At 39.2% G+C, this 22443-nt stretch carries 19 protein-coding genes; 15 read left to right on the forward strand and 4 right to left on the reverse strand.

Annotated features, from left to right (window positions below; all coding sequences use genetic code 11):
• The first annotated feature begins 75 nt into the window (after positions 1–75).
• The 15 genes from rpsB (at position 76) to infB (ending at position 18175) form a co-directional block, all read left to right on the forward strand.
• Positions 76–843 (forward strand): 30S ribosomal protein S2, encoded by a 768-nt coding sequence (rpsB, locus tag KYI10_04565; GenBank protein ID QYA33712.1) that lies wholly within the window; start codon positions 76–78, stop codon positions 841–843.
• Between the two features lie 125 nt (positions 844–968).
• Positions 969–1850 carry a translation elongation factor Ts gene (gene tsf / locus KYI10_04570; protein QYA33713.1) on the forward strand — a complete coding sequence of 294 codons (882 nt, stop codon included), beginning with the start codon at positions 969–971 and terminating at the stop codon, positions 1848–1850.
• 144 nt (positions 1851–1994) lie between these two features.
• Positions 1995–2717: a UMP kinase gene (gene pyrH, locus KYI10_04575; protein QYA33714.1), complete on the forward strand. Its 723-nt coding sequence runs from the start codon at positions 1995–1997 to the stop codon at positions 2715–2717.
• Between the two features lie 25 nt (positions 2718–2742).
• Complete coding sequence (frr, locus tag KYI10_04580) at positions 2743–3300, forward strand: ribosome recycling factor (protein ID QYA33715.1); 558 nt, start codon at positions 2743–2745, stop codon at positions 3298–3300.
• A gap of 140 nt (positions 3301–3440) precedes the next feature.
• The gene (locus KYI10_04585; GenBank protein QYA33716.1) at positions 3441–4190 is read left to right on the forward strand and encodes an isoprenyl transferase; all 750 of its coding nucleotides are present in this window, start codon (positions 3441–3443) and stop codon (positions 4188–4190) included.
• Positions 4191–4200: 10 nt separating this feature from the next.
• Complete coding sequence (locus KYI10_04590) at positions 4201–4986, forward strand: phosphatidate cytidylyltransferase (protein ID QYA33717.1); 786 nt, start codon at positions 4201–4203, stop codon at positions 4984–4986.
• Positions 4987–5142: 156 nt separating this feature from the next.
• Entirely contained in the window at positions 5143–6273 is a 1131-nt protein-coding gene (locus tag KYI10_04595) for a 1-deoxy-D-xylulose-5-phosphate reductoisomerase (protein QYA33718.1), read from the forward strand.
• Positions 6274–6275: 2 nt separating this feature from the next.
• Positions 6276–7556: an RIP metalloprotease RseP gene (gene rseP / locus KYI10_04600; GenBank protein QYA33719.1), complete on the forward strand. Its 1281-nt coding sequence runs from the start codon at positions 6276–6278 to the stop codon at positions 7554–7556.
• 83 nt (positions 7557–7639) lie between these two features.
• A complete protein-coding gene (locus KYI10_04605) occupies positions 7640–9346 on the forward strand; it encodes a proline--tRNA ligase (GenBank protein ID QYA33720.1) in 1707 nt (568 codons plus the stop codon).
• A gap of 77 nt (positions 9347–9423) precedes the next feature.
• On the forward strand, positions 9424–13722 hold the full coding sequence (locus KYI10_04610; GenBank protein QYA33907.1) for a PolC-type DNA polymerase III: 4299 nt from the start codon (positions 9424–9426) through the stop codon (positions 13720–13722).
• 114 nt (positions 13723–13836) lie between these two features.
• On the forward strand, positions 13837–14304 hold the full coding sequence (gene rimP, locus KYI10_04615; protein ID QYA33721.1) for a ribosome maturation factor RimP: 468 nt from the start codon (positions 13837–13839) through the stop codon (positions 14302–14304).
• Positions 14305–14313: 9 nt separating this feature from the next.
• Positions 14314–15375: a transcription termination factor NusA gene (gene nusA / locus KYI10_04620; protein QYA33722.1), complete on the forward strand. Its 1062-nt coding sequence runs from the start codon at positions 14314–14316 to the stop codon at positions 15373–15375.
• 10 nt (positions 15376–15385) lie between these two features.
• The gene (locus tag KYI10_04625; protein QYA33723.1) at positions 15386–15673 is read left to right on the forward strand and encodes a YlxR family protein; all 288 of its coding nucleotides are present in this window, start codon (positions 15386–15388) and stop codon (positions 15671–15673) included.
• The gene (locus KYI10_04630) at positions 15670–16002 is read left to right on the forward strand and encodes a YlxQ family RNA-binding protein (GenBank protein ID QYA33724.1); all 333 of its coding nucleotides are present in this window, start codon (positions 15670–15672) and stop codon (positions 16000–16002) included. Before KYI10_04625 ends, KYI10_04630 begins: the two co-directional genes overlap by 4 nt.
• Complete coding sequence (gene infB / locus KYI10_04635) at positions 15995–18175, forward strand: translation initiation factor IF-2 (protein QYA33725.1); 2181 nt, start codon at positions 15995–15997, stop codon at positions 18173–18175. Before KYI10_04630 ends, infB begins: the two co-directional genes overlap by 8 nt.
• A gap of 82 nt (positions 18176–18257) precedes the next feature.
• Here the strand turns inward: infB and ilvA are convergent, their stop codons facing one another.
• The 4 genes from ilvA to ilvB are packed head-to-tail and all read right to left on the reverse strand — an operon-like array spanning position 18258 to position 22434.
• On the reverse strand, positions 18258–19520 hold the full coding sequence (gene ilvA / locus KYI10_04640; protein ID QYA33726.1) for a threonine ammonia-lyase IlvA: 1263 nt from the start codon (positions 19518–19520) through the stop codon (positions 18258–18260).
• A 12-nt stretch (positions 19521–19532) separates the two neighbouring features.
• Positions 19533–20525, reverse strand: a complete 993-nt coding sequence (gene ilvC / locus KYI10_04645) for a ketol-acid reductoisomerase (protein QYA33727.1) — start codon at positions 20523–20525, stop codon at positions 19533–19535.
• A complete protein-coding gene (locus KYI10_04650; protein QYA33728.1) occupies positions 20525–20770 on the reverse strand; it encodes an ACT domain-containing protein in 246 nt (81 codons plus the stop codon). Before KYI10_04650 ends, ilvC begins: the two co-directional genes overlap by 1 nt.
• Complete coding sequence (gene ilvB, locus KYI10_04655; GenBank protein ID QYA33729.1) at positions 20767–22434, reverse strand: biosynthetic-type acetolactate synthase large subunit; 1668 nt, start codon at positions 22432–22434, stop codon at positions 20767–20769. Before ilvB ends, KYI10_04650 begins: the two co-directional genes overlap by 4 nt.
• Between the last annotated feature and the right edge of the window lie 9 nt (positions 22435–22443).

Raw genomic sequence — 22443 nt, forward strand, 5'->3', positions numbered from 1 at the left:
TTCGGACGGTGCAACATCTGTTGTTTCTGAAATTGCCTGTAATGGCGGAATAAAACCAATTAGGAGGAAATTAAAATGGCAGTAATCTCAATGAAACAATTGCTAGAAGCTGGTGTTCACTTCGGTCACCAAACACGTCGCTGGAACCCAAAAATGAAGAAATATATCTTCACTGAAAGAAATGGTATTTATATCATCGACCTTCAAAAAACAGTTAAGAAAGTTGAAGAAGCATACAACTTCGTAAAATCTATTTCTGAAGAAGGCGGTACTGTATTATTCGTAGGTACTAAAAAACAAGCACAAGAAGCAATCAAAGAAGAAGCGGAACGTGCAGGTCAATTCTTCATCAACGAACGTTGGTTAGGTGGAACATTAACAAACTACAAAACAATTTCTAAACGTGTAAAACGTATTTCAGAAATTGAAAAAATGGAAGAAGACGGTACTTTTGACGTACTTCCTAAAAAAGAAGTAGTTGAACTTAAAAAAGAATATGATCGTTTAATCAAATTCTTAGGTGGAATTCGTGAAATGAAATCTATGCCTTCAGCATTATTCGTAGTAGACCCTCGTAAAGAGCGTAACGCGATTGCAGAAGCTAAGAAATTACACATTCCAATCGTTGGTATCGTAGATACAAACTGTGATCCAGATGAAATCGATTACGTAATCCCTGCAAACGATGATGCGATTCGTGCCGTTAAATTATTAACTGGTAAAATGGCTGATGCAATCTTAGAAGGTCGTCAAGGCGTATCTAACGAAGAAGTTGCAGCTGAACAAAATATTGATTTATCTGAAGAAGCAGAAGTTAAAGCAGAAGAAACAACTGAAGCTTAATTGAAATAAAAGTGATAAGTGTATAACATTTATCACTTTTTTTAAAAGCTAAAGCATTTGCTTTAGTTTTAATTAAAATTTTAGTAAAATAAAACCGTAAACATAAATCTCTGGAGGTATTATACATGGCTATTACAGCACAATTAGTTAAACAATTACGTGAAAGAACAGGCGCAGGTATGATGGACTGCAAAAAAGCATTAACTGAAACAAACGGAGATATCGACGCAGCAGTTGACTACTTACGTGAAAAAGGAATTGCGAAAGCTGCTAAAAAAGCTGACCGTATCGCTGCTGAAGGTACAACTTATGTTGCTTCTAGTGGCAACACTGCAGTTTTATTAGAGTTAAACTCTGAAACAGACTTCGTTGCACGTAATGAAGGTTTCCAAGCATTAGTTAAAGAAATGGCAGATCATATTCTAGCAACTAAACCAGCTGATCTTGATGCATTAATGGCGTCTGAAATCGAAGCAGGTAAAAATGTTGAAACTAAATTGAACGAAGCAATTTCTACAATCGGTGAGAAATTAACTTTACGTCGTTTCGTATTAGCTGAAAAAACAGATGCAGATGCATTTGGTGAATACTTACACATGGGTGGACGTATTGGAGTATTAGCAGTAGTTGAAAATTCAACTGATGCTGAAGCTGCAAAAGACGTTGCAATGCACATCGCTGCATTAAATCCGAAGTTCGTTTCTCGTGAACAAGTTTCTGCTGAAGAATTAGAACACGAAAAAGAAATTTTGAAACAACAAGCATTAAATGAAGGTAAACCAGAAAATATCGTTGAAAAAATGGTAGAAGGTCGTCTACGTAAATATTTAGAAGAAATTTGTGTGGTTGATCAGCCATTCGTTAAAAATCCAGATCAAACTGTTGCTGAATTCTTAAAATCAAAAGGTGGTTCATTAAAATCATTCGTACGTTATGAAGTTGGAGAAGGTATCGAGAAACGTCAAGATAACTTTGCTGATGAAGTAATGGGGCAAATGGGTAAATAATGTTCTGATAAAGACACTTCGGTGTCTTTTTTTATACATAAAAGGTTAGAAAAACTACATATAATGATTTATTTAACAGAAGATTATTGATATAATGGCTATAGTTTTGTGTACAGTACACATATTTTGAGAGGACGGGTAATAATGATTGAAACTTCTAAATATAAGCGTGTCGTATTAAAGTTGAGTGGAGAAGCGCTTGCTGGAGAAACAGGCTTTGGCATTAATCCGTTTGTGATTAAAAGTGTTGCGAAACAAGTGGCAGAAGTAGCGAAGATGGATTGTGAGATTGCTGTAATCGTAGGCGGTGGTAACATATGGCGCGGTAAAACGGGAAGTGACCTAGGTATGGACCGCGGTACTGCTGACTACATGGGGATGCTTGCTACGGTAATGAATTCATTAGCATTACAGGACTCTTTAGAACAATTGGATTGTGACACGCGTGTGCTAACTTCTATTGAAATGAAGCAAGTTGCAGAACCTTACATTCGACGTCGAGCGATACGCCATCTTGAGAAAGGTCGTGTTGTCATCTTCGCTGCTGGTATTGGGAATCCTTATTTCTCAACAGATACAACAGCTGCATTACGTGCTGCCGAGATGGAAGCAGATGTCATTCTTATGGGTAAGAATAACGTAGACGGTGTATATTCAGCTGATCCGAAACTAGATCCAAATGCGAAGAAATATGAAACCTTAACATATATCGAAATGTTACAAGAAGGTCTACAAGTAATGGATTCAACAGCAAGCTCATTCTGTATGGACAACGATATTCCACTCATGGTATTCTCAATTATGGAAGATGGTAATATTAAACGTGCAATTATGGGTGAAGAGATAGGGACTATCATCACAAAATAAAATATAGAATCAAAGGAGAAAAAGAATGACAACTGAAATTATGAATGAATTAAAATCAAAGATGGAAAAGAGTATCGAGAGCTTACAGCGTGACTTTGCTGCGATTCGTGCGGGCCATGCAAATGCTAATCTGTTAGATCGTGTATCTGTAGTTTATTACGGTGCTGAAACGCCAGTTCAGCAATTAGCAAGTATATCAGTTCCTGAAGCAAGAATGCTTTTAGTTACGCCATATGATAAAACATCAATTGATGATATTTTAAAGGCAATTAATATGGCAAACCTTGGTGTTAACCCGACTTCAGACGGGAATGTAATCCGTATTACAATACCAGCTTTAACAGAAGAACGCCGTAAAGAACTCGTTAAAGAAGCTAAGAAAGAAGCAGAGAATTCAAAAATTGCGATTCGTAACATCCGTCGTGATGCGAACGATGCACTTAAAAAAGCTGAAAAAGCTGGAGACATTACTGAAGATGATTTAAAATCATTTTCTGATGATGTTCAAGCTGAAACTGATAAATTTATTAAAAAGATTGACGAATTAACTGCGTCTAAAGAAAAAGATATTTTAGAAGTATAGGGTACCTGTAATAAAATAAATTATAGTTTGAATAAATGGCGAGCCAAATCATTTTTGGCTCGACCTTTTTTTGTGATTTTCATGAATATACATATATCTTATGTTAAAATATATGAATAAGTTGAATTACGGAGGCGGCTATGTTCCCATTTAAGAAAAGGAAAGTGACAGAAAGTATTCAAATGAGTAAAGCGCATATTCCGAAACACATTGCTATTATAATGGATGGTAATGGGAGATGGGCGAAAGCTAAGAAGATGCCGCGCATTAAAGGGCACTACGAAGGCATGCAGACAGTAAAGAAGATAACAGGACATGCAAGTGATCTCGGAGTAGAATATTTAACATTGTATGCATTTTCTACCGAAAACTGGTCACGACCTAAAGATGAAGTAAATTATTTAATGAAGTTACCAGGAGATTTCTTAAATACCTTTCTTCCGGAATTGATTGCAAAGAACGTAAAGGTGGAAACGATTGGATTTATTGATGATCTGCCAGAACACACAAAGAAGGCTGTACTAGAGGCGAAAGAAAGAACAAAGGATAATACAGGGTTAAAGTTAGTATTTGCATTAAATTATGGTGGCAGAAAAGAAATCATCTCTGCGGTACAGTTAATTGCAGAACAATATAAATCTGGAGAGCTTTCATTAGATGAAATCAATGAGTCTCAGTTTAATGAATTTTTATTTACTAAAAATATGCCGGATCCAGAACTTCTCATCCGTACATCTGGTGAAGAGCGCTTAAGTAACTTTCTAATCTGGCAATGTTCATATAGTGAGTTTGTGTTTGTAGATGAATACTGGCCGGACTTCACAGAACAAAGTTTAGATAAATGTATTTCAATATACCAGAATCGACATAGACGATTTGGTGGATTATAAGGAGTAAATCATGAAAACAAGAACGATTACTGCGATAATCGCAATGGCAATCTTTTTGCCCGTGGTTGTATATGGTAAGCTGCCACTATTAATTATGGCATACTTACTTGCGATTGTAGCGCTAAAAGAAGTGTTGAATATGAAGAATATTAAGCTTTATTCATTACCCGGTATTATTAGTGTAGTCGCAATATGTTTAATTATGTTACCAGAAAAAAGTAAGCTTGTTGCGCTCGATTATCAGGTTCCTTTTTTAATATTAATGAGTTTAATTATGCTGAGCTATACAGTGATGAGTAAGAATAGATTCAATTTCGTGGATGCTGCATTTTGTATGCTTGCAGTTGCATATATTGGGATTGGGTTTATGTATTTCTATGAAACGCGTAACAACGGTCTGATTTATATTTTATTCGCTTTACTTATCGTATGGGTAACAGATACAGGTGCATACATATTTGGACGTTTATTTGGCAAGAATAAGCTGTGGCCAGAAATCAGTCCCAATAAAACGATAGAAGGCTTTGTAGGAGGTATTCTAAGTTCTACTATAATAGCAATTATATTCAGTATCAATTATGATATGCCGCTATCGATCCTGCCACTGATTCTTTTAACTTGGTTATTCAGTATGTTCGGGCAGCTCGGTGATTTAGTGGAAAGTGCGCTAAAACGTCACTTTGATGTTAAAGATTCAGGTAATCTGTTGCCTGGACATGGCGGAATACTCGATCGCTTTGATTCTTTTATCTTTGTACTGCCTTTGATGAATATATTATTGATTAGTTTCAAATAAACAATCACAGCATTATTTTATACATAATAACCCAGTTCATGTTTTGCTAAATCGTGAACAGGGTTATTTTTTCATGTGATAAATGTATTTGAATGCTTATTATGATTGCAAGATTTATGATAGAATAAAGCTATTAAACGTAAAAAAGGTGAAACAATGAAAAACATAGGAATATTAGGTGCCAGCGGATCAGTTGGTACACAAGGATTAGATATAATTAGACAATATCCGCATGCTTACAAGCTTGTGAGTTTTTCGGTTGGTAAAAATATTGATCTGGCAAATGAAATTATTGAAGAATTTAGACCGGACATCTGCTGTGTACAAAATAAAGAAGATGTAGATAAGATTAGATCAACGGCTATTAAAGTCGTATATGGTAATGATGGATTGATGGAAATAGCTGCATATCACAAAAATGATATGCTCTTAAATTCAATTATGGGGAGTGTCGGATTAAAGCCTACTGTTCATGCGATTAAACACGGCATCGATATTGCGCTTGCCAATAAAGAGACGCTTGTTGTTGCAGGTGAAATTATTATGCAGCTCGCCCGTGAAAATAATGTGAATATAATACCTGTAGACTCAGAGCATTCTGCAATCTTTCAGTGTTTAAATGGTGAAGATCATAAACATATTGAGAAACTGATTATTACAGCGAGTGGAGGTTCATTTAGAGATTTATCTCGCGCGGCACTGAAAGATGTTACTGTACAGGATGCACTGAAACACCCGAACTGGTCGATGGGTCAGAAGATTACAATTGATTCTGCGACAATGATGAATAAAGGACTTGAAGTCATTGAAGCAAGATGGCTGTTTGATATGCCAATCGATAAAATTGAAACTCTGTTACATAAGCAAAGTATCATACACTCAATGGTAGAGTTCAATGATACAAGTGTGATTGCCCAGCTTGGGACACCGGATATGCGTATGCCGATTCTTTATGCATTTAGTTATCCGGATCGTCTCGCACGTAAAGCAGAACGACTAAATCTTGCTGAAGTTGGTCAGCTGGACTTTAAGGCGATGGATTTTGATAGATATCGATGTCTGAAACTTGCATATGATGCAATCAGGATTGGTGGCACGATGCCAGTCGTAATGAATGCAGTCAACGAAGTTGTCGTGCAGCAGTTTTTAGATGAAGAGATTGACTTTTTAGATATTGAGACAATTATTGAACGTGAAATGAATGCACATGATGTGATACAAAGTCCAGATCTTGAAACCATTCTTGAAATTGATGCACAGTATAAGTCAAGAAAGTATGAGGTGTAGCGATGTTAGGATTATTAGCCTTTATATTAGTCTTCGGATTAATCGTTACCGTGCATGAACTTGGACATTTAATCTTCGCAAAACGTGCAGGTATTATGTGTCCGGAGTTTGCAATTGGTATGGGACCGAAGCTCTTCTCTTACAAGAAGAATGAAACGCTGTACACGATTCGTATGCTGCCAGTTGGTGGGTATGTGATGATGGCTGGAAGCGGCATGGAAGAAAATCCGCTAAAAGCAGGGATGAATGTTAATATTAAGAGGAATCCTAATGGCGAAGTGACGCATATTCTGCTTGATGAGCAGCATCAATTCCAGCAAATTGAACAAATTGAAGTCGTTGATAGTGATATGGATGATGCAATGTTTATTGAAGGTATCAATCAATATACGCAGCAGCAAGAGCATCTTCGTATTGCAGAACAGTCATATTTTGTCCGTGAAGGAGACTTGATTCAGATTGCTCCTCCGAGCAGACAGTTCAGAACGAAGAAACCATTGCCAAAGTTCTTAACATTATTTGCAGGACCATTCTTTAATTTTCTGTTGACACTTGTACTATGTATTATCATTGCATTTATGATAGGTTCTCCTACAAATGCTGTGAAAGAAGTAGCTGAAGATTCTCCTGCAATGAGTGCAGGACTGAAGGCTGGTGATAGAATAGTACAGCTCAATGACGAGAAGGTAAGTACATTTGGCGAAATAAAATCTTACCTTGCGAATAATGAGGGTAATCCGTTAAGCGTAACCGTTGAACGTGGAGACCGTGCTGAAAAGATAGAACTGAAACCTAAAAAGATTGTCACTCAGATTTCTAAAACAAAGAAAGAAACGACTTATCAGATCGGTTTCTTACCAGAAAGACAGTTTTCACTCACAGACCCATTTATAAATGGCTTTAATGAAACGATGCGCTATGCAACGCTGATTTTTACATTACTTATCGAACTGTTTACTTCTATATTTACAGGGAGTTTTTCATTTAATATGTTAAATGGACCTGTAGGTATCTATAAATTTACAGATACTGTTGCGCAGCAAGGACTTATCCCACTGCTTAATTTAGCAGCAATGCTTTCTATAAACATCGGGATTATGAATTTGATACCTGTTCCTGCTTTAGACGGCGGACGTATATTGTTTGTTCTGTATGAGGCTATATTCAGACGTCCTGTGAATAAACGTGTAGAGATGATTATCGTCGGAGCAGGGGTAATATTTATGTTCTTTGTGATGATAATGGTGACGTGGAACGATATTTCAAGATATTTCTTAAAATAAACAGCACTGTGCTGTTTATTTTTTGTTTGATTAATGATTATTTTATTATATGATATATGTATTATAGATTTTAGGAGGCAGCTATGAAACAGAGTAAGATGTTTATTCCAACATTAAGAGAAGTTCCAAGCGATGCAGATAGCAAAAGTCACCAGCTACTGCTTAAAGCAGGGATGATCAAACAAGTCGCAAGTGGTGTATACAGCTACTTACCGATTGCGAAACGTGTATTGAACAAGATTGAGGCTATCGTACGTGAAGAGATGGAAGCGATTGATGGTGTCGAAATACTAATGCCTGCCTTACAGCCTTCAGAGCTTTGGAGCGAATCTGGTCGCTGGCAAAGTTACGGCGCAGAGCTTATGCGTATGACAGACCGTCATGGTCGTGAATTTGCGCTTGGACCGACGCATGAAGAAATTATTACATCACTAGTGCGTGATGAATTAAAGTCTTATAAGAAGTTACCGGTAACGTTATTCCAGATTCAAAACAAGTTCCGTGATGAAAAGCGTCCTAGATTCGGATTGTTACGTGGCCGTGAATTTATTATGAAGGATGCATATAGCTTCCATGCGACAGAAGCATCACTTGATGAGACATATCAAGACATGTATGATGCATATTCCAAGATCTTTACACGACTTAATCTGCAGTTCCGTCCAGTTATCGCAGATAGTGGTGCAATTGGTGGCAGCCACACGCATGAATTTATGGCGTTAGCGGAAATTGGTGAAGATACGATTTGTTATACAGATGGCAGTGATTATGCAGCAAATATCGAAAAAGCAGAAGTCGTATACCATCCAAATAAGAAACATACAGAAGAGAAAGCATTAGAAAAAGTACATACGCCTGGTGTAAAAACAGCGCAGCAGTTAGCAGATTTCTTAAAGCGTGACTTAGATGAAATTGTGAAATCAATGATTGTTAAAGTCGATGACCAGTTTGTAATGTTCTTAATTCGTGGACATCATGAATTAAATGATATTAAGGTAAAATCATTCTTTGGAACTGAACATGTAGAGATGGCAACAGATGATGATATTCGTTCAATCTTAAATGCGAGTCCAGGTTCATTAGGCCCAGTAGGAGTTAATAAGATTGATATCTATGCAGATAACAGTGTACAGGATCTAAATAATTTAGCAGTCGGTGCAAATGAAGATGACTATCATTATGTGAATGCGAATGCCGATCGTGACTTTAACGTGAAAGCATATGGTGATTTCCGATTTATTTTAGAAGGTGAACCAGCTGCAGATGGTAGTGGTCCAGTTAAATTTGCTGAAGGTATTGAAATCGGACAAGTATTTAAACTCGGTACAAAATATAGTGAGAGCATGAATGCGACTTTCTTAAACGATCAAGGCCGAGCAGAGCCTATGATAATGGGATGTTACGGAATAGGCGTTTCACGTACATTATCAGCAGTAATCGAGCAGCATAATGATGACAAAGGTATTATATGGCCAACTGCTATTACCCCATATGAAGTGCATATCATCAGTGTGAATCCTAAGCAGGAAGCCCAAAAAAACCTTGCAGACCAGCTCTATGCTGCATATCGCACGCAGTATGAAGTACTGTATGATGACCGAGCAGAACGTGCGGGTGTGAAATTTAATGATGCAGATTTAATCGGAATACCGGTTCGTGTGGTGGTTGGGAAACAAGCAGCCGACGGTATTGTCGAGGTTAAGAACCGTCGTACTGGGGACGCTGTTGAAGTCCATATAGATGACTTACAAGAAACGATTCAATCAATTTATGCATCTTTTGAATCATAATTTGATATAATGAATAATAAAAGTAATACGCACCTGCGTGTTACTTTTTCATTTTGAAGGTGGTAAAAAACGTGACAATAAATAATAACGAAAAATTTAAAGTATTGTTAAAGCAGCTGCAGATTGAAGATTTATTTACAATACCTGATCTCGATGAAGCAGAACTCACTAAGATTGATGTTTATAAGAATGACCGTAGATGGCATATGTACTTTAAATTTCAAACGCACCTGCCATATGAATTATTTGCTCTGCTTAAATCTAAGATTAAAGAACATTTTGAACATATTGCAACAGTGACATTTGAAATAGCAGTATTGGATGCTCTTGATACAGAGAAACTCTGCGCATATATTCCTTATGCGATTAGCCAGACGAATATGAGTCCAAGTTTAAAGCATCAGTTAAATAGTAAAGCGTTTACATTCAGCGGTGATATATTAAAATTCAATGTGACGAATGATATCGAGAAAGTTCACTTTGAAAAGAACTGTAATGGCGCGCTTCTTAAAGCCTTTAAAGACGTAGGTTTTAATGTCTCACGTTGTGTATTTGAAGTGTCAGACAATGCTGAACAAGAAGAGCTGGCATCTTTAGAAGCGTATATACAGGAAGAAGAAGAAAATCATAGTAAAATATTAAGAGAAAAGATGATCGAACGAGAAAAACAGCGTAAAGAAGATGATGGCCCTGAAGTGACACGTTGTCAGATTGGGAAGCCGATACAAATTGAAAATGTTAAACGTATCGAATCCATTATCGAAGAAGAATATAAAGTTGCACTTGAAGGTGTAGTCTTCGATATCGATATTAAAGCACTAAAAAGCGGACGACATATCGTGCAGCTTAAAATAACAGATTACACAGATTCTTTAATCGTTAAGATGTTCACACGCAAAGGTAAAAACGACTTAGAGCATTTTGAGTCATTGAAAATTGGTGACTGGGTGCGTGTACAAGGTCGTATTGAAATGGACACCTTTGTACGAGATTTGGTCATGATGATGGATGATATCGAGGCCATCAAAAAACCTGAAAAGCAAGATAAAGCACAGGACAAACGTGTTGAATTCCATCTGCATAGTGCGATGAGCCAGATGGATGGTATTACGCATATCGGAAAATATGTTGCTCAAGCTGCAAAATGGGGCCACAAAGCAATCGCGGTAACTGATCATAACGGCTGTCAGGCATTTCCGGATGCACATGCTGCAGCAAGTGCAGCGGGCATTAAGATGATCTATGGTATAGAAGGGATGCTTGTCGATGAGGGTGTGAACATCAGTTACAAACCACAAGATATACCACTGAAAGATGCGACCTACGTTGTCTTTGACGTAGAGACAACAGGTTTAAGCTCACAATATGATAAAATTATTGAACTTGCGGCAGTTAAAGTGAAAGACGGAGAAATCATCGATAAGTTTGAGCGCTTTAGCAATCCCGGAGAACGTCTGAATGAAACGATTAAGAACTTGACTGGAATTACTGATGATATGCTTATAGATGCACCGCCAATCGAATCTGTATTGAAGGATTTTAAAGATTTTGTAGGGGATGCAATCTACGTGGCGCATAATGCAAGCTTTGATATGGGATTTATCGATACTGGTTTCGACCGTTTAGGATATGGAACAACGGAAAATGGTGTCATCGATACGTTAGAACTTTCAAGAACGATCAATACTGAAATGGGCAAACATGGCCTTAACTTTCTTGCCAAGAAGTATGGTGTAGAATTAACACAGCACCATAGAGCCATCTATGATGCTGAAACGACTGCGCATATCTTTGTGAAGATGTTAAAACAGATGGAAGCGCTTGGTGTTACGAATCACAAGGAGATTGACCTGAAGCTCTCAAATAAGGATGCTTATAAACGTGCGCGACCGATGCACGTAACATTAATCGTCCAGAATCAAAAAGGATTAAAGAATCTTTTCAAAATCGTAAGTGATTCTATGGTGGAATACTTCTATAGAACACCAAGAATCCCGCGCTCACTTTTAAATAAATATCGTGAAGGTATACTGGTCGGAAGTGCGTGTGATAACGGTGAAGTGTTTACGGCGGTGATGCAGAAGGATCAAGAAGAAGTTGAGAAAATTGCGCGCTACTATGATTATCTTGAAGTACAGCCAAAAGCACTATATCAGCATCTTTTAGATAAAGACTTAATCCGTGATAATGAAACGATGGAAGAAATCTATAAGCGTATCCTCGATGTTGGTGAAAAACTAGATATTCCAGTTCTAGCCACAGGTAATGTCCACTACTTAAATGAACACGATAAGATTGCACGTGAAATCTTGATTGCATCAAATCCGGGTAATCCGTTGAATAGGCAGACATTACCAGATGCACATTTTAGAACGACCGATGAAATGTTAGATGCCTTCCATTTCCTAGGAGAAGAGAAAGCTTATGAAATCGTCATTAAAAACACAAATGAACTTGCTGATCGTATAGAGACGGTTATTCCTATTCAGGATAAACTGTTTACACCGAATATCGACGGTGCAAATGAAGAAATTCGAGAGATGAGCTATGCACGTGCACGTAGTATATACGGGGAAGAACTTCCTGAAATTGTTGTTGCCAGATTAGAGAAGGAACTGGATAGTATAATAGGTAATGGATTTGCCGTTATATATTTAATTTCTCAGAAGCTCGTGAAGAAAAGTCTGGACGATGGCTACCTGGTAGGGAGTCGTGGTTCGGTTGGATCAAGTTTTGTAGCGACAATGACTGAAATCACTGAAGTCAATCCATTACCTCCGCATTATATTTGTCCGAAATGTAAATCAAGTCACTTCTTTGAAGATGGAAGCGTTGCGAGTGGTTTTGACTTACCCGATAAATCATGTCCATCATGTAATGTGCCATACATTAAAGAAGGGCAGGATATTCCATTTGAAACGTTCTTAGGATTTAAAGGCGATAAAGTTCCAGATATTGACTTAAACTTTAGCGGAGAATATCAGCCAATTGCGCATAACTATACAAAAGTACTATTTGGAGAAGATAAAGTGTTCCGGGCAGGTACGATTGGTACGGTTGCAGAGAAGACGGCATTTGGTTATGTGAAAGGCTATATGAATGATTCAGGTGCGCATAAACGTGGTGCTGAAATTGATAGGCTTGTAAAGTCATGTACGGGTGTCAAACGTACGACAGGACAGCATCCTGGCGGTATTATCGTTGTGCCAGACTATATGGACATCTATGATTTTACACCGATTCAATATCCTGCAGATGATCAGTCCAGTGCATGGAAAACGACTCATTTTGATTTCCATTCTATACATGATAATTTATTGAAGTTAGATATACTCGGACACGATGATCCTACGATGATTCGTATGCTACAGGATTTATCAGGTATGGATCCTAAGACAATTCCTGTCGATGATAAAGAAACGATGAAAATATTCTCGAGCCCTGAATCCTTAGGTGTCACTGAAGAGGATATATTATGTAAGACTGGAACCCTAGGTGTGCCAGAGTTTGGTACTGGCTTCGTGCGTCAAATGCTTGAAGATACAAAGCCTTCATCATTCAGTGAGCTCGTGCAGATTTCTGGATTATCTCATGGGACAGATGTATGGCTTGGCAATGCTCAAGAACTTATAAAGAGCGGGACATGTGATTTAAGTTCTGTTATCGGATGTCGTGATGATATTATGGTGTATTTAATGTATGCCGGCTTAGAACCATCACTTGCATTTAAGATTATGGAATCTGTGCGTAAGGGTAAGGGACTATCTGAAGAATTTGAAGCTGCAATGCGCGAGAATAAGGTGCCTGAATGGTATTTAGATTCATGCAAAAAGATTAAATATATGTTCCCGAAAGCCCATGCAGCGGCATATGTACTCATGGCAGTACGTATCGCATACTTTAAAGTGCATCATCCGTTATATTATTATGCAAGTTACTTTACTGTTCGTGCGAGTGACTTTGATTTATTGACGATGACGAAAGACAAGCATACGATTAAAGCAACAGTGAAAGATTACTATAGTCGTTTTCATGACCTCGGTAAGAAAGAGAAAGATGTACTCACAGTGCTTGAAATTACTAATGAAATGGCGCAGCGTGGCTTTAAGGTTCAGCCGATTTCACTGGAAAAAAGTACAGCCTTTGAATTCATCATTGAAGATGACACATTAATTCCGCCCTTTATCTCTGTTCCGGGTCTAGGTGAGAACGTTGCGAAACGCATTGTAGTAGCGAGAGACGAAGGACCATTCTTGTCAAAAGAAGAGCTGAATAAAAAAGCAGGCGTTTCTCAAAAGATCATTGATTATCTAGATGAACTCGGAAGTCTTTCTGGTATGCCTGATAAGGCACAGCTCTCAATTTTTGACTTGTAATTGTTTGATGAATGCACAACTTTATGTTATGATTTAATTGTTAAAGAAAATACTCTACTAGCGAAAAGAGTGGGAATCCCCGCTCTTTTCTTACGTTTATGTTAGGAGGATTATATGAGTAAAGTTACAGAACGCGTTGAAGCGATATGTCAGCCGGTAGTTGAATCTTTAGGGTTTGAACTTGTAGATGTGGAATATGTGAAAGAAGGTCCGGATTACTATCTACGTATCGCCATAGACAAACTAGGTGGTATCGATATTAGTGACTGTGCACTGGCAAGTGAAAAAATCAGTGAAGTGATGGATAAAGAAGACCCGATTACAGAAGCTTATTTCCTAGATGTTTCATCTCCAGGTGCAGAACGTCCGCTCAAAAAGGAAAAGGATTACGAGAACGCAATTGGTAAGCATGTCTATGTAAAACTTTATGAACCTGTTGAAGGGGATAAAGAATGGATCGGTGAATTAAAAGAAGTCTCAAAAGATACGATAACATTGTCAGCAAAGATTAAAACGAGAACAAAAGTGATTGAAATTGACCGTAAGCGTATTGCTAAGATTCGTCTTGCAGTCATTCTATAGGAGGCAGTTATGAAAAACAATGAATTATTAAATGCGATTGATTTTCTTGAGAAAGAAAAATCGATTCCAAGAGACGTATTAATAGAAACGATTGAAGCAGCTTTGATCACTGCTTATAAGAAAAACTATAATTCGGCCAACAATGTACGCGTTGAACTGAATATGGACAATGGAGCATACCGAGTATATTCACGTAAAGACGTAGTTGAAGAAGTAATGAATCCAAGAGATGAAGTAAGTCTTGAAACAGCATTATTGTCGAACCCCGCATATGAAATCGGCGATATATATGAAGAAGATGTTACACCAAAAGATTTTGGACGTGTTTCAGCACAAGCTGCAAAGCAAGCTGTACTACAAAGATTAAGAGATGCAGAACGTGGTATATTATATAATGAGTTTATCGATAAGGAAGATGATATTATGACTGGTATCATCGACCGTGTGGATCACCGTTATGTCTATGTGACTTTAGGTAAGACAGAGGCTGTTTTATCTGAAGCAGAAAGAAGTCCGAATGAAGTTTATCGTCCGACAGAACGTATTAAAGTCTATGTCAACAAAGTTGAGCAGACGACTAAAGGACCTCAAATCTTTGTGTCACGTAGTCATCCAGGATTATTAAAACGTTTATTCGAACAAGAAGTTCCTGAAATTTTTGATGGCACGGTAGTGGTGAAATCTGTAGCCCGTGAAGCAGGAGATCGCTCAAAGATCAGCGTCTATTCCGATAATCCTGATATCGATGCTGTGGGAGCATGTGTCGGTGCGAAAGGTGCTCGTGTTGAAGCGGTTGTGGAAGAACTCGGTGGAGAAAAAATTGACATTGTTGAATGGAGTGCAGATACAAAGACTTTCGTTAAGAACGCATTAAGTCCATCTCAAGTTGTCGATGTATTGGTAGATGAAGCGAATCAGTCAACAACAGTAATTGTTCCGGATTATCAGTTGTCGCTCGCTATTGGTAAGAAAGGTCAGAATGCACGTCTTGCTGCCAAGCTAACGGGTTGGAAGATTGATATTAAATCTGAGACAGATGCTAAAGAAGCGGGCATTTACCCGGCAGAATAGGGGGGGTTTAATGAAGCAGCGTAAAATACCCATGAGAAAATGTATTCTTTCTAATGAAATGAAACCTAAGAAAGAACTGATTCGTGTCGTTAAAAATAAAGAAGGCGAAATATTTGCAGATGCGACCGGTAAGCAAAATGGGCGTGGTGCATATGTTTCGATGGATTTAGATATCGTAAATAAAGCACGTGAAAAAAAGAAATTAGAACATTATTTCGAGACCGATGAAACGGTGATGAATCCAGTATATGATGAAATTATTCGACTCATCTATAGAGAGATGATTCCAAAACGATGACATCTAAAGATAAGTTATTAAACCTGCTAGGTCTTGCGATGCGTGCAAGAAAATTATCTACTGGAGAAGAGCTTGTATTAAATGATGTACGAAGTAAACGTGCTAAGCTCGTCATCATTTCTACAGACGCATCAAACAATACTATGAAAAATGTTTCGAACAAATGCCAGTCCTATCAAGTCGCTCTAGAACAAGTATGTACAAGGTATGAACTAGGCTATGCACTTGGTAAAGATGAACGTGTAACAATTGGCGTTCTGGATGCTGGATTTGCGAAGTCAATGAAAGCTTTGATTCGAGACATCAATGAGGAGAGAAGCTATGAGTAAAAAGAGAATATATGAATACGCAAAAGAAGTCAGCTTAAAAAGTAAAGATATTATCGATGCATTAAAGAAAATGAATATTGAAGCATCGAGTCATATGCAGGTAATCGAAGCAAAAGAAATCAGTGCATTAGATAAAATCTTCAAGAAATCTGATGCTAAAGCAGAAGTGAAACCTGAGCAAAAAGCTGAATCAAAAAAAGAAGAACCTAAAAAAGAACAGCCTAAAAAAGAAGAACAGAAAAAGCAAAGCGATCAGAAGAAGCCTCAAAATAATAATCAAAAACGTAATCCAAACCATCGTCCTGGAAGTCATAATAAACCAGGTACGGGCGGTCCATCTAAAAACAAAAAAGGTAAAGGCAAAGGTAAACAAAAACCTGAACCAAAACAAGAAGTACCTGTTGTAAAAGAAACACCATCTAAAATTACGTATGAAGAAGGCATTACAGTAGGAGAGCTGGCTGAAAAACTAGGTAAAGATGCTTCTGAAATCGTTAAAAATTTATTTATGGTTGGTATTATGGCTAATATCAACCAATCTTTAAATCAAGAAGCAATCGAGCTTATTTGTGATGAGTATGGCGTAGAAGCTGAACTAGAAGTTGTTGTGGATGCAACAGACCTAGAAACATATTTTGAAGATGTAGATGCTAATGAAGAGGATATTATGGAACGTCCGCCTGTTGTTACAATTATGGGACACGTTGACCATGGTAAAACAACATTACTTGATTCCATCCGTAATACACGTGTTACTGCAGGAGAAGCAGGAGGAATCACACAGCATATCGGTGCATATCAAATTGAATATAATGATAAGCCTATTACATTCCTTGATACACCAGGACATGCTGCGTTTACGACTATGCGTGCACGTGGGGCGCAAGTAACAGATATCACAATATTAGTAGTAGCAGCTGATGATGGCGTAATGCCACAAACGGTTGAAGCCATTAACCATGCGAAAGCAGCAGAAGTACCAATCATCGTTGCTGTAAACAAAATTGATAAGCCAACTGCTAATCCAGACCGTGTAATGCAGGAACTTGGTGAGCACGGATTATATCCTGAAGATTGGGGCGGCGATACTATCTTCGTTCAAATCTCCGCAATTAAAGGTGACGGAATCGATGATTTACTAGAAATGATTCAGCTTGTAACTGAAGTTGAAGAATTAAAGGCAAATCCGAAACGTACAGCGATCGGAACTGTAATTGAAGCGGAATTAGACAAATCTCGTGGACCAGCTGCATCTTTACTTGTTCAAGATGGTACGCTTGAAATCGGAGACTCTATTGTTGTTGGTAATACGTTCGGTCGTGTCCGTGCAATGGTCAACGATCTTGGCAAACGTATCAAGACAGCTGGACCATCTTTACCAGTAGAAATTACTGGACTTCAAGATGTACCTTTAGCTGGAGATCGTTTTGTTGTATTTAAAGATGAGAAGAAAGCGCGTCGTATTGGTGAAGCACGTCAGCAGCAGAATATTTTAGCGCAGCGTCAGGAATCTCAAAAAGTTTCTCTTGATAACTTATTTGAACAGATGAAACAAGGTGAGATGAAAGACTTAAACGTTATCATCAAAGGTGATGTACAAGGTTCAGTTGAAGCGCTGGCAGCATCACTTATGAAAATTGATGTTGAAGGTGTTAACGTACGTATTATCCATACAGCAGTGGGTGCAATTAATGAATCTGATGTTACTTTAGCGTCTGCATCTAACGGTATTATCATTGGTTTCAACGTCCGCCCTGATGTTAATGCGAAACGTGCGGCAGAAGCTGAAGGTGTAGACATGCGTTTACACCGCATCATCTATAAAGTAATCGAAGAAATCGAAAGCGCGATGAAAGGGATGTTAGACCCTGAGTTTGAAGAAAAAGTGATCGGTCAGGCGGAAGTTCGTCAAACAATCAGTATTTCTAAAGTCGGTACAGTAGCCGGAAGTTATGTGACTGACGGTAAGATTACGCGTGATTCACAAGTACGTATCATTCGTGATGGTATCGTCGTTTACGAAGGTCAGGTTGATGCATTAAAACGTTTTAAAGACGATGTACGTGAAGTGGCACAAGGATATGAGTGCGGTATCACGATTGAAAACTTCAATGACATCAAAGAAGGCGACATCTTTGAGGCCTTTGTCATGGAAGAGATTAAACGCGTCTAATAAAGCTATTTCTGAGAGTTGAAAGAAGAGAAGACTAAACTACAATATTAAAACACTTCACGAAAATTCGTGAAGTGTTTTTTTAGATTAATAGGGAATAGAGCATTTCATTATTGTTAACGGCGATATACTTAGGATCGAACTGCTGCACACGTTGGTAGAGACTATTTTTATCGCTCTTATCTTTCAGTTGTACGCCAATGATGACAGCACCTTTACTTCTTGCAGTTTTCTTGAGGTATTCAAACTTTGTGATATCATCTTCAGGACCCAGTACATCGTTAACAAATGTTTTCAGTGCACCTGGTCGCTGTGGAAAGTTAACGATAAAGTAATGTTTTAAAGATTCATACAGGAGTGCACGTTCTTCAATTTCATTCATACGATTGATATCATTATTGCTACCGCTGATGATACATACAACATTCTTGCCGATGATATGATCCTTAAAATGTTCCAGAGCACTTACACTCAGTGCACCTGCAGGTTCAGCGACAATCGCTTGTTTTGTATACATGTCGATGATTGTGCTGCAGACCTGTCCTTCATCGATAGCGATACAATCATCGATCACCTGTCGTGCGATATCAAATGTCAGTGCGCCCACAGTTGCTACAGCAGCACCGTCTACGAACTTATCGATAGCATCTAATGTGAGTCTCGTCCCTTTTTCAAGAGATTGTTTCATGCTGCTTGCACCACGAGGTTCTACTGCAATGATCTGCGTTTCTTTGCTGACATCCTTAAGATATGTACCAACACCTGATATTAATCCACCACCACCGACCGCCTGAAAACAGTAGTCGATTACAGGTTGATCCATAAAGATTTCCTTTGCGACAGTTCCTTGGCCAGCCACTGTATGATTGTTATCGAAAGGATCGATAAAACTAAGGTTATGATCTTCTGTATATTGTAGCGCGGCAGCAAGACACTCATCAAATGTATCTCCATACAGTTTAATCTCCACGTTATCTTGCCCAAAGAACTTGACCTGTTCTATCTTCTGGTTCGGTGTAGTTACCGGCATAAAGATGACTGCGTGCAGGTCGAGTTTATTTGCAGTGTAGGCGACACCTTGTGCATGGTTGCCGGCACTGGCACAGCTGATACCTTGCTGTCGAACCGCGGGCGTCAGCTGGCTGACGGCATAATAGGCCCCTCTTAGCTTGAACGAGCGTACCCATTGCAGATCTTCGCGTTTCAGGTAAACATTGCACTGATATTTTTGAGATAGATATAGATCCTTTTCAAGTGGTGTATGCTTGACTACATGTTTCAGTACTTCATATGCCGCTTCTATATCATCTTTTGTAACAGGCATCTTTGTATGCGTATGGTTCATACTATTCCTCCTCTAGTTGTTATTGATAAACGGCATCATCGTTCTAAGGTCTGCACCGACTTTCTCTATAGGATGTCCCGCCTGGGTACTTCTCATAGATTTAAAAGACTCAAATCCATTATTATTGTCTTCGATAAACTGCCTGCTGAATGCGCCAGACTGGATATCAGCTAATACCTGTTTCATATTCTCCTTAACTTCAGGTGTAATAACGCGTGCACCAGAGACATAATCTCCAAACTCAGCGGTATTAGAGATGGAATGTCTCATCTTCTCCATACCGCCTTCGTACATAAGGTCTACAATCAGTTTCATTTCATGCAGTACTTCAAAATAGGCGAGTTCTGGCTGATAACCTGCTTCCGTCAGTGTTTCAAAACCATAGTGGATGAGCTTTGTGATACCGCCGCAGAGTACCGCTTGCTCACCAAAGAGGTCTGTCTCTGTTTCTTCTTTGAAGGTCGTTTCGATGACGCCCGCGCGTGTAGCACCGATGCCGTGTGCATAGTTCAGTGCAAGGGCCTTTGCGTCACCAGTTACATCTTGATCGACTGCAAATAACGCAGGAACAGCACTGCCTTTAACATATTCACGTCGAACAAGATGTCCTGGTCCTTTTGGTGCGACTAAGAAGACATCAACATCGTCAGGTGCTTTGATTGCACCAAAATGTACATTAAATCCATGAGCGAAAACTAAAGCCGATTGTGGTTTGAGATGAGGTGCGATTTCCTCGTTGAATACACGCTGCTGTACTTCATCCGGCATAAGGACGACGGTAACATCTGCATGTTCTACAGCTTTACTGACGTCATATGCTTGAAATCCATCTTCTTCAGCCTGTGTTCTGGACTGTCCTTCACGTACTCCGATGACCACGTCATAGCCACTGTCCTTAAGGTTCAATGCATGTGCGTGTCCTTGAGAGCCGTAACCTAGTACTGCGATTTTCTTATTTTTTAAGTATTCCTTATTTACATCGTTATCATAATATACTTTAGCCATTATAAAACCTCCTGAGTTGTGTTGTTTACTACTGATAATACAGTTATTGGTTTTTCTAGTTGTTTGATGACAGTATGAATGTTCTGGCCGTTTCTTAATGCTACTTCCAATGTCAGATTAAATTGTCCGCCTTCTGATTGTCCATGCAGTGCTATAACTCTAATGTCTCGTCGGAAACAGATGCTTGTAATACGATTCAGCACTTCGGGACGGTCTGTCATGCAGATGCTAAGCGAGTAGTTCATTCGTATCCCTCCACTTCATGATTAGGTTTCCCAGATGGAACCATTGGAACCACCATCTCATCAGGGGAGATTCTGATCTCGATGAACGCAGGACCTTGATAAGCAAGTGCTTCATAAAGTGTCGCTTCCAGAGCCTGTTGCTGCGTGATAAGGTAGGGTTTGACGCCATATGCGTTGCTCAGCATCTGAAAGTCAGGCTGTCCACTGAAGACTGACTCGCTATAACGCTGACCATGGAATTTATGCTGCCATTGTTTCACCATGCCGAGCGTACCATTGTTCAGCATGATGATTTTGACCGGGAGCTGATATTCGTTTAATATCGCCATTTCCTGGTTGGTCATCTGAAAGCCGCCATCACCGACAATAGCAACTACCATCTGATTAGGTGCGCCAAGCTGTGCACCGATTGCAGCAGGAATACCGTAGCCCATCGTGCCGAGACCACCACTTGTGATCAGCTGTGCCTTCTTGAATGGATAGTATTGGGCGGTCCACATCTGATGCTGACCTACATCCGTTGCAACAACGGCTTCATCTGTAAACCTACCGATAAGTTCAACCACATGTTGTGGTCTGATGAAAGTTTCGGCCTGTCTATACTTGAAGGGGTACTGCTGATGTCTTTCGATACATATCTCTGTCCAGCTGCTGTCGACAGAGCAAGGTAGATCCAGCAGCTGTGTAAGAACCGACCTGACATCTCCGTGGATTGCGAGGTCAGCTTGTATAACCTTATTAAGTTCACTTTGATCTATATCGATATGAACGATCTGTTTGTTCTGCTGAAAGGCTGCAACATCTCCGATGAGCCTGTCATCGAACCGACTCCCGAAGTTGATCACGCAGTCACTTTCAGAAAGTGCCATGTTCGCAGCATAGCTCCCATGCATGCCCCCCATACCTAAAAAGAGGGGATTATCGTATGGAACTGCGCCAAGTCCGAGCAATGTTGTCACTACTGGGAGATGGTATTTTTCTGCAAAACGTGTCAGCATATCGTTTGACTGAGAATGATTGATACCTGCCCCTGCCAATAGAAGCGGACGCTGTGCTTGAGCAAGTAAATTTGCCAGCTCGTGGACTGTTTCAATGTCAACATTTGGTGCAAGTGTGTAACCCGGCAGGTTCATCTCAGTCTGTAGCGGGCCTCTAGCCTTACTGATACCGATATCTTTAGGAAAATCTATAACTACTGGTCCTTTACGTCCTGTACTGGCTACGTGAAAGGCTTCGTTGATAACTCGAGGTATCTCTTCGACTGAGCGAATCTGATAGTTATGTTTCGTGATTGGTGCTGTCAGCGAAATCAGATCTGCTTCCTGGAATGCATCTAGTCCGATACCTTGCTGATGCACTTGTCCTGTGATGACGACAAGGGGCAATGAGTCACAGTAAGCATCTGTTATACCGGTTACTGCATTCGTCGCTCCAGGACCACTTGTCAGCACGACAACCCCAGCTTTGCCACTTGAACGTGCGTAGCCTTCTGCGGCGTGTATCGCACCTTGTTCATGACGTGTCAGGATATGTTTGAAAGGTGCATCGTAGAATGCATCATAAAGTGGAAGTACCGCACCTCCTGGATATCCAAAGACGTATTCTACATCGTTGTCAACGAAAGATTGCACAAGCAGTTGTGCGCCTGTTTGTTCATGGTTCATGGTATTCCT

The sequence above is a fragment of the Macrococcus sp. 19Msa1099 genome, assembly GCA_019357535.2.
In the GTDB taxonomy this organism is placed as follows: domain Bacteria; phylum Bacillota; class Bacilli; order Staphylococcales; family Staphylococcaceae; genus Macrococcoides; species Macrococcoides psychrotolerans.